The organism is Candidatus Zixiibacteriota bacterium, from assembly GCA_018820315.1.
Classification (GTDB): domain Bacteria; phylum Zixibacteria; class MSB-5A5; order JAABVY01; family JAHJOQ01; genus JAHJOQ01.
This window is the reverse complement of record JAHJOQ010000053.1, coordinates 46,848-57,997: the sequence shown is the minus strand read 5'-3', so window position 1 is coordinate 57,997 and position 11,150 is coordinate 46,848. Positions and strand designations below refer to the sequence as shown.

3 protein-coding genes are annotated in these 11,150 nt (G+C 52.2%); all 3 read left to right on the top strand.

Annotated elements, in window-relative coordinates:
* Positions 1 to 295: 295 nt before the first annotated feature.
* On the top strand, positions 296 to 1,216 hold the full coding sequence (gene rsgA, locus KKH67_04605; protein MBU1318460.1) for a ribosome small subunit-dependent GTPase A: 921 nt from the start codon (positions 296 to 298) through the stop codon (positions 1,214 to 1,216).
* A gap of 162 nt (positions 1,217 to 1,378) precedes the next feature.
* Positions 1,379 to 2,848, top strand: coding sequence for a cation:proton antiporter (locus KKH67_04600; protein MBU1318459.1), 1,470 nt, complete (start codon positions 1,379 to 1,381; stop codon positions 2,846 to 2,848).
* A gap of 922 nt (positions 2,849 to 3,770) precedes the next feature.
* Positions 3,771 to 11,135: a T9SS type A sorting domain-containing protein gene (locus KKH67_04595; GenBank protein MBU1318458.1), complete on the top strand. Its 7,365-nt coding sequence runs from the start codon at positions 3,771 to 3,773 to the stop codon at positions 11,133 to 11,135.
* Positions 11,136 to 11,150: the final 15 nt, after the last annotated feature.

The window sequence follows — 11,150 nt, the reverse complement described above, 5'->3', positions numbered from 1 at the left end:
GAACAGTATCGTGGGACATTCAGCCGCTGGCCGGATGATCTCGAATAGGTGACTTCTGAGATCCGACAGAACATACATCGCCTGACGGCGACAAAAAACTGGAGATACCCCTTGACAGCTGCCTTCTCATAGGTGACCTACTTCACTGACTGAGATCGCGATCATCTCAAGAACCTGATTATATGTATATGTAGCGATTGACGCAATCGGATTCGGCACGGCAATGATAGAACAGTTTGACAAGCCAGGCCGTTTTGTGTAACATCTATCCAGCTTTGACCGAAGAAAGGCATATTTGACTGGACGAGTAATAAAGATTGCAGGACTGACGTTTCACGTCAAGCTTCACGATGAAATCGTATTATGCAGTGTGAGGGGGTCAGTCAAGGAGAAGGCTGAGTACGAACTGTCGCCAGTTGTCGTTGGCGATGATGTCAAAGTGATCGTTGAAGAGTTGCCGCCGTCGGAATCTGAACTGCGCAGTGGTGTCATCACAGAGGTCCTTCCGAGGCGAACGCATTTCGCGAAGAAGAAAACTACTCTCAAGAAAGAGCGCGAGCAGATCATCGCGGCGAATATCGATCAGATGATAATTGTCGCATCGGTGAAGGACCCCCCTTTCAGGATGCGACTGATCGATAGATTCGTCATTACAGCGCATCAGGGGGGCATGACGCCTGTGGTTGTGATAAACAAGATCGATCTCAAGCACACGGTGGATATTGAGCGAGCCAAAGAGATCTATCGTTCGGTTGATATCCAATTGATTTTTACGAGTGCGCCGAGTTTGCACGGCATCGAGGAATTAAGAGCTGTACTGCATGATAAGGAGTCGGTTTTCGTCGGCCAGTCTGGCGCGGGCAAATCGAGTTTGCTCAATGCGATTCAGCCGGGACTGAAATTGAGGACCGGCAAGATATCGGACAAATCGGGTAAGGGTAAGCACACGACTACTGTTGTTGAGCTGTTTCCGCTCGAGTTCGGTGGATTCGTTGTAGACACGCCGGGACTGCGCGCGCTCGGACTCGCGCAGCTTGATAAATGGAGTGTTGATCAATTTTATAGCGAGATATTCGAGGCGTCACATGGTTGCCGATTTTCCGATTGTCGCCACAAGAATGAGCCCGATTGCGCGGTCAAGAAGGCTGTGAAGGAGGGTTCGATTTTTCCGGAACGTTACAATAGTTACATGAAAATATTCGATGACATCGATTGAAGGCGATGATAGTCGAAACTATTTCCTGCGCTCCGCGCAACTCTGGATGGTTTCGGCCTGCCCTATGTCAAAAAAAACTTGCGTTTGAAAGCATATTTGGTTGTTTAGGCGAATTCTGATTGCAATAACATTGACTGACATAATACTGCAGAAAGGTCTCAGATGAAGAGAGCAATCGTCATCACACTGGTAGCCGTGACCTGCATCTTCGCAGCTGGCTGGTCAGGCGTCCTTGGATACCCGCAACAGAATGATACTTTGCATGATTCCACCGGTCACATCGGAGACTCCGCGCAAACTGCTCCACACAGCATGCCAGTCTCTGAACATACGGAACCTGCACCCGAGAAGGCGGCTGCGCACGCTGAGACGACCGAACATGGTGGACATCCGCAGTCAGTTGCAATTCCGGTGTTGTTCGCTCTCATCGTTATCCTTATCACCGCAAAACTGGGCGGCGACGTGCTTGAGAGATTTCGACAGCCCGCGGTGCTTGGCGAGTTAGTGATCGGTGTTATAATAGGCAATCTGACACTGTTCAACTTCCATGGGCTTGATTTTCTCAAAACCAACGCATCTCTTGAGGTTCTGGCAGAAATCGGGGTGATTATACTCCTATTCGAGGTAGGCCTCGAGACAAAGATCAGAGATATGCTTTCAGTCGGTACGACAGCGTTTGCGGTGGCGAGTCTCGGCGTGATAGCGCCATTCTTTCTCGGTTGGGGTGTTGCCGTATACTTCCTTCCGGAGGAGTCTATTTATACTCACGTATTTGTCGGTGCTACTCTCTGTGCAACGTCGGTCGGTATCACAGCACGTGTATTGAGCGATATCGGCAAAGTCAAGAGCAAGGAGGGGCAGATAATACTCGGGGCGGCAGTGATTGATGATATCATGGGACTGGTGGTGCTCTCGGTGGTTACCGGACTAATCAGTGCGGCCGCGTCAGGCAACGACGGCGGTGTCGGATCCGGCACGATATTGCTGGTAGTCGGGAAGGCTGTGGCATTTATCCTCGGGGCATTATTCATAGGCTCGCTTCTGGTTCCGCACATATTCAGGTTCTCACTGAGAGTGAAAGGTAAGGGAGTCCTTCTTTCGCTGGCACTCGCGATCTGCTTCTTATTGGCGTGGCTCGCAGAGCAAATAGGGCTCGCGGCAATAGTCGGAGCTTTCGCAGCGGGTCTTCTGATGGACGAGGTACATTTCAAGGGATATTCTGACCGAGGCGAGCATCACCTTGAGGATTTGATCAAGCCAATCTCCCTCTTCCTGGTACCGATATTCTTTGTAAGAATGGGTTTACTGGTCGACCTCCGTACATTCTCAGATCCAAGCATACTCGGATTTGCTGGGGTCCTGACGATTGCGGCGATAATTGGCAAGCAGGCCTGTTCGCTTGGTGTGTGGAAGAAAGGAACAAACAAGCTGGCTATCGGTCTTGGCATGATCCCTCGTGGGGAGGTCGGTCTGATATTCGCGAAGATAGGCGCTGGTTTGACCCTCGCGGGTGTGGCCATAGTATCAGCCTCGACATATTCGGCTGTGGTCATTATGGTCATAGTGACAACGCTGGTGACTCCTCCCCTTCTCAAGATATCGCTTCTTCGCAAGAAGAAGGGCGAAGAATAGCACACAGTTCGGGTTCTGGAGAGGCAGAGTGGGAAGATCAGAGTCAGATAAGGATGAAATTCCGATATTGGGCCAGATCGCGTTGCAGATTGAAACTAAATAAATGAAACAGTATGCCGATAGACTAATTGACTTTGTCGTATTGAAATAGGTCGAGCAGTATGAGGGCATTTGAAACACACCGTTTCCGCAAGCGTTCAGTTGTAAAACAAGGGGGGCCTAGTTCTGGTATCAGGCCGGATCATGTGCGGCACAAGCAGTTGATAGTCTGAAGTGTGAAGAATGCTTTAACTATGTTGTGTAACTGAAAGGTTCGCAAATTATTACTTGACAAAAATTCAACAACTTGATAGTATGCCGACGATTTAGGGCGCAAATGTATGAAATGGTGATCCGCCTTTGGAAAAAAGAACTTGATTTTTGTACAGTGTTGTTCTTTATTTGCGCCGATAAATTTGTCGGATTGTTAAGAGGCATGTTTGACATGTCCGATAATATACAGGTTGTTAGGCTTTTTGGCTATACAGAGATAGGGACAACGACCAGCGAACTCAACGTACGGGGAGTGTGAGTTACACCACCTTGCCCGGTTGAGTTATTTGCGTCTGTAAGGGATTAGACCTATCGCTCAGGGAAGAGAACCTACTGGTTCCAGTTTAATTATTATCTTCCCAAACGCGCAATGCTTATGAAGGAAATATTGTCCTCTGGTTAGGTACAGATATTGATGCCGTGGCAGCACTGCGGAAAATTGACGTCAGTGCATTCACTTTTTGTAACGAGATTGTGAAATATAGAGAAGTAAGTGTATAGTGAACCAACAAAAACAAGTGGAAAGGAGGTAGGCCCTCAGCCTATGAACGAAAACCCAAACATGGAAACAAAAACAGTAACCTTCCAACCTACTGCAGGGGGTTGTCGAATGAAACACGTTCGCAACTTATTCTTACTCCTTGTGGCCGGGTTGATGCTTACAAGCACCGCCTGGGCGCAGGGGGACCTTTCGCTCGGAGGAGGAAATGGCGACGACCTGTCGGCTGGAATAGTAGTGACTACATTCTCCGGCTCGGCAAGTACGACGGTGCAACTGATGCACCCGTACCACGTCGACACGGATCTTGACTCCGCCTATACCGATGCTATTGTCTTGGACACAATCCACACGGTGTCGGCAAGGACCAACGGAGCCAGGGCTTTCAAGTTTCACATTGCAAACCTGGAAGCTTCTCAGGATACTCTCGAAGCCATTACGATTGCCTCGTTCAATGACGAGCCGTACATGTTCGAGAACATCTATCTTTATCGCGACGCCAATGTTACACACGCTGGCGCCACGAAGATAGCGGAAATCCTGAATATAGGCGCGTCTAGCTCCTTCTCAGAAAATACACTGCTGCAATTCACCGGTCTTCATGACACGATTCCAGCAGGCGACACCGTCTACTATTACTTCTCGGTGGACATTGACTCAGCAATGGTCGATGCGACCTGGAATGACGAGTATGCCGGTTTGAAGATCTTCCAGAATGGTATCACTCTGGCAAACGCCGGAGTCGCTCCGACTGGAGTGACCGACACGTTGAGATACAATTCTGGTGGAACCTGGCCGCACACCACCGAGACCAGTACCGGCTATGTCGGTGATGGCCGCGTGCTGGTTTTCGATACGAAGCCGCCAGAGTTGACGATCAATTTCGCACTCGCTGCTGACAATGACAGTTGCGGCGGTAACGGAATAGTGAACCTTGGTGACTCGATATTCATTACCGCATGGGATACGGTAGGCGAGTTCGAGACATACAAAGCCTACGCTTCCATACAGGTGTTTGGAGGCGGGTCGGCTCAGGTATTCACCGATACACTTGTATCCGGTTCTGACTCGGCCATGACTCTCGGATGGAAACTTCCGGAGGCGTCAATAACACCCGCTTTGGATGTTGCCGCCGGATTCTGGTACCTGGTTGTCAAAGTGGAAGACATGGCAGGCAACCAGTTAACGGATTCACTTCTGGTCCCATTCGCAATCGACAACCAGAAGCCGGTATTCGATGGCGACTCGGTATGGGTCAGTTTGGTCGGAGATGGGAATGGCGACGGCATCGCTGCTGTCGGAGACACCGTTCAAATCTACGCATACATGACCGGCAACGCATACGGCGAGGTTATTACGGTTCAGGCAGATCTCACGAATTGGGGTTATGCCGGCTGGACAACTCTCGATGACGCCTCGGGCGATCGTCGATTCACTGCCCAGAAGGTACTTACCGCCGGAGCGCTTGATCTTATAGCTGACTCTTCAGGATCACGTTTCTGGGTATGGGCATGGGATAATGCGTGTAACTGGAATGTAGATTCTAATGTGGCTCACTTCGCAATTGACAATCAGCCGCCTGCGGCTCCAGTGAGCTTCACATACACTCGTAATCTTGATCTCGACTCCAACAATGTTATCAATATCGGAGACGAAGTTAAGTTTACGCTTGATGCTTCAACCACCCCGGATCTGATTGCGACCTGTGAGGTCATGTTGGATCTGTTTATGTCCGGTCTTGGCGGAAGTCAGACGCAGTGCGTGGAGGACACTCTCGTAACCGGTGAGTACTCCTACACCTGGACAGTCGCCGATGGCGGCGCGTTCGGCGTGGACACTGCGGCCAGTCTGCACACGGTCGAAGCGACTCTGGAAGATGACGCCGGTAATACCACCGTTGCTACAAGCAGCGTGATCATTTTCCCGGTCGACACCAGATCACCTCTGCCAGTAACCGCCTTGACTCCGTCGCAGGGTGCCTGCGCTATCAACCTGAGTTGGACTGCAGGCAATCCCGATGACTCGCTTTACCTGGTCTTCTGGGACGGCGGCGACGGCGTGTGGGATGCTGCTGATACGACTTCAGCAGTCGGTTCCTCCACGACCACTTCCTGGACAACCGATGGTACGGTCATTCTGACTCACGGAACGACATATCAATTCGTGGTTCGTACAATCGATGACGCTAACAACCGCGAGTGGAATTTCACGCGCGTTTCTCAGGTAGCTGATTGCGAAGCTCCAACGGCTTGCATCAACTTCCCGGCGTCAGGCGGAATGTACGGAATCACGAATCCGATGACGGTCGTGGCAGAGTCACCCGATCCTGATATTAATGGAGCGACTCTCTTCGTTCGCGATGCCGATCTTGGAACCGGCACTCCGGGCGCATGGATTTCGCTCGGCGGAATGACCCAGGTAGGTGGCGGACAGCAGTTCACCATGACTGTTACCAACGCTTTGATGCTTGGAGCATTCCCGGGTGCGACCGCTGACGATACATACGAGTTCGCAATTGCTGCGGTTGATGACGTAGGAAATGTGACAACAGCTCCTGCCGGATATATCGCGTGTGGAGCCTACAGTTTCACTTGGTTCTACACAGGTCTGCCGGTTGTGGTGCTTGACGTGAATGACACCGTGTCACCACAGAGCACCTGCGGCTATAACGTCACTCGTGACGCGAACAACGTGGTAGAGATTGACGTGACCGACTTCATCGCAGGCGAAGAGTTTATCGTCTCCGTGACCGTCGATGACACAAGCTGGGCGAACAGAGTGTTCTACGACGAGGCCGTCACTACGATGCCTTACACGTTCAACCTCGATTGCACGAACTTCCCGAAGGGCACCGAAGACGTCACCGTCAAGGTAACCCGTTCCGATGGCAAGATCGGCTGGGTAATGTTCGAAGTTTGCACACCTGATGAAGATGCAGCGTGGGGTATGATCACCGCTCCGGTCGACGGCCAGAGAGTTCGCCGCATGAACAGTGCACTACAGCCACTGTTTGTCACGGCGATGGTGAATCCGAACTCCTATGATCCTTCGTCGGTGACACGTGTCGACTTTGAGCATTCGCTCGAATACGATGCTGCCTACAGCGTGTTTGATGTCCAGACCGTTCCGGTCTCAGGCGTCTACACTGCATCGTGGGATAACCGCGCATTCGCGGGCGACGCAATTGTCTACCTGCGTGCGAAGTTCTATGATGATGTTCAGAATACTTCATACACACCGGTAATCACGGTTCAGCTCGATTCGACGGCTACGGACATTATGCTTACCTGTCCGAACGCCGCTTCGATCAACGGCGTCAGCATGTTGGCCGGAGTGGTCGACTTCTACGCTGAGATTCAGGAGAGCTACAATGACTTCGCGTCGCTTAAGCTCTATACGAAGCCGAGCTGGAATCCGGACATCTTCACGAACTGGACTTTGATCGGTACGATGGGTCCGGCGACTGATGAAGGCGTGTATGTATGGTACAACTTCAATACAGCCACTCTGTCGGATATCTACAATGATTTCCGCGTAATAGCCACCGACATAACCGGCAATGTTATGTGGGACTATGACGCAGATGGCTTCCCGGATGACAACACATTTGATGCCCTGAACGTCAACTCAGACGGCACCTGGATGGTTGACAACTCACCGGCCGACTTTGCCTTCAGGCAATTCGAGTCTGGTGGAGTCACCTTCTACACACCGTCGACGAAGTTGATGGGTGCGGGTTCGGTGTTCGCACAGGCAAGAGAGGACATGACGGTTTGGTCGCAGACCATCCCAATGGCCGACTCTTTTGAGGTCACCAGAGTTAACTACTACTGGTTGAACTCCGGCACGCTGACTCCTCTGGCTCAGGTTGGACCGGAGCCGTGGTACGAAGCCACCTTTAACCCGTACGATCTCGGCATCTACACGGACGCAAACGTCGAAAACAACTTCTACGGTGGCAGCTCTCTGGTTGTCCAGAAGGAAGACAGTCTCAACAGAGCGTTCGTAGCCGATACAATCGCAATCACGATTCTCGACGTCGATCCTAATCAGGCGCTGATTTCCAGCCTCACCTGGGAACAGTACGTATGGGGTAACGTCAGCCTGACGGCTGCCGCCCTCAACGGCTACCAGCTCAGAAAAGTCGTCTATGAATATATGGAAGACGGCGGATCTACCTGGATGCCGATCGACTCATCGAGCAGCCAAGGCACTTTCCCGATCACCTGGCCAACACTCGGCAATGTCGCCGATGGTTGGGTTTGGGTGAGAGCTGTTGCGGTTGATTCTTCATTCAATCGTGATGCAAACCCGACTGCGACCAAGATCTACATCGCGAATGCACTGCCGACAGTGACAATGACTGCTCCACAAGGCGTTGCCGACTCCGGCTTCATCGGTGCAGGTTACACATTCGGCGCGTCAGCCGACAACGGCGACATTCCGATCGACTCGATCTGGTTCCAGTACAAGAACGTACTGAGCGGATCGTGGACAACCTGGGCACGTGATTACTACCCACCATACTCGGCAACACTGGGCAGCCCGACGGACGGTGCCTATCACTTCAGAGTGAGGGCCTGGAACCGTGCAGGACGCTACACTGATTCCGACAGGTGGACATTCTACTATGATGCGGTCAACCCGGTTATTGCTGCCACACAGATCGCCGGTCAGGATGTCGAGGCTGGTAATGATCCCGCGCTCGATCTGACTGGAATGGATACGATTTGGGTGGAAGGCTCATTCTTTGATAATGGTTCCTCAACTGGGGCCAATTCAGGAATGGCCGCGGTCGCATTTGAGATCAGAAACAGCACCGGCTCCCAGATGATGTACAGCCTGATCGATCCGGCAACGGACGGCATCCACGGAGCCTGGTTCAATATCTCCGGACTCTCGACCGGAACCTACAGGTTCTATTTCTACGGTTGGGATGCTGTTGGAAATGCCGACACGGTTGGCCCGGTCAGTGGTTCTATCACTGATCAGTCCGCACCGTGGACATCAATTGTCGGTTACCATGATGGAAGACTGTACGGCTTTGACTGGTCCAGTGATGCCTCGTATGTGCTCTTCGAGTACAACAATGGCAATGGCTGGTACGGAGTTGGTACAGGCGCCGTCGCCGTAAGCGACTTCTGGTGGACTGAGTTCGATGCGAGCTCGGTTAATGGCGACCTCCAGTTCCGCATGCAGGCCACTGATGGTTCAGGCAATACCCTTCCGGGTAATGCATTGATTATCGATGCTGTCGCAGATGGCGCGGGTGGTCTGGTGTTCGAAGCCGGCGAGGAACTCTCCGGTCTCGCAACATACAAGAACTACGAGGATGACTACTTCGAATTGGTACTCCGAGTGGCGGCCGCTTCAGGTGACGCACCGGCTGCGCTGGGTGTTTACGAACAGGCAGGAAGTTTCTCGTATGAATCTATCTCGCTGAACGAAAACCTCCAGGGTGAGTATTTCCAGGAAGATGTTCATCCTGATGCGGTATACTGTGACGGTATGGCGGTGTTCATGGTTGGTGCCGCGGATGGTGCCAGTGCCCAGTACACCACTGTCAATACGTACACATTCTACGATGATCTGGGTACGAACGGTACCGTTTATGGCAACGGCGGAAGCGCTTCGGTTTACATACCGGACGGCACTTACGGTGGATGTCTGACGGTTCTCGAAACATGGCTGCCGAGATCCGGCGCTCAGCAGGATACCTGGCAACCTGTGCCGAATGAGAACGGACTCGCCCACTTCATCGGTTGTTATGAAGAGTACGATGCACCGATCAAGGGTAACGGCGGCGACCTGAGTCTGTTCACACCTTGCTGCTTCCCGGATAATCGCTATGCAGTCATCAATATGACGTTCGATTCCGATGTTCCGGCCGAGTCGCTGTTGGTTGTTCGTTGGAACGCCGACTACTCGGAATGGAACCGTAGCGGAATCTACTTCCTCAATGGCGATGCCGGATTCTACACGGTTGGTGAACAGCGGTGGGTTGAGTTCTCAACCGACTGTCTGTACGGTATCTATGCTGTAGTCGCAATCGTACCTGATGACGACCCGGGTCCGGTTACCATCGAGTTCTTCGATGCATATCCATTATGCAACGATTTCGTTGGTCCGTACAACCCGTATTACTACGGCGAGTGGGATGCCGACTGGGAGGAAACTCCGAAGTTCGTCTTCAAGGTGGTCGATGAATTCGCAGGCACTTCGGAGTCCAACTTCGACTTCGTGGTCAAACTGAACGGTACATACATCCACAGAAACGGTAGCGATTCCGAGATGTGGAATACCAATTACGACGGGGTCAGCCAGTTGTTGGGTATCTGGATGAACAACGATGCTCCTGCATTGCCATGTGGCACTAACACACTTTGGATCAGTGCCACCAACGATCAGAACAACACTGCAACGCTGACATGGACGTTCGAGGTTGATTGCACTCCTCCGACAGTGGTATTCGAGAACTACTATGTCTCGAAGAACCCGACGATCACATTCACGATCGATGACGGCGAAGGCGCCGGTGTCGATTGGGATCACGTATTCGTCGACGTCGTAGCGATTCAGACAACCAGCACGGATCCGATGAATCCGAATCAGACCGAGCAGTTGTTCTTCCTCGGCACGTTCTTCCCGGGTCAGGTAGATTACTACCGCGATGGAAACACGATCACGATCACGACTCACTACGAGCTTGAACACAAGCGCGCAATTGGTGTCGCGATCTACGACGGCACACGTAGTGACAACACTGCCTACTATAGCGAAGGTGACCCGGTCGCCTACGGCGAATGGGATGAATACTACCTGCACGGTCACGGTGTCTGGGATTGCGTGGACAACGTAACCGATCCGTGGTTCCAGATTCTGGCTGTCGACTACTTCGGCCCGTCTGTCTTCGCTCAGGGCGAAAGCGAGTCGAATCTGTTCGATGCGCTTCCGAAGACGTGTCCGGTCATGATCCAGGTCGTAGATGACGGCGCCGGTATCGAGAGCATCGAGGTACTCGAGGATGGCGTCGCAATCGATGAGGTCGCAGGCGATCTCGAAGCTGGTCAGTACAGCTTCGACGAGGAATCCGGCTACATCTCGTACTGTCCGACAGCGGGAGTACAGACGACAATCATCGCTTACGATGATACCGGCAACAAGACCGTTCGTACATGGTCGGCCTTCGGTCCGGGTGATTACACCGACGCCGGAGATGCGTACAACTTCCCGAACCCGTTTGACCCGAGTGCTGGAGAAGAGACGACGATCGTCACGGGCTTCAACGGCAACGGGATCACGATCAAGATCTACGATTTTGGTGGTGAGCTTGTACGGTCACTACTGGCTGGTCAGACCACCTGGAAAGGTCGTACCGATGACGGTGAGCTCGTTGCGAATGGTGTCTATTTCGCATACGTCCAAACCGCCGACGGCAATCACAAGACCGTGAAGATTGCCGTTATAGAAAAGTAACTCACCTGCAGGTCC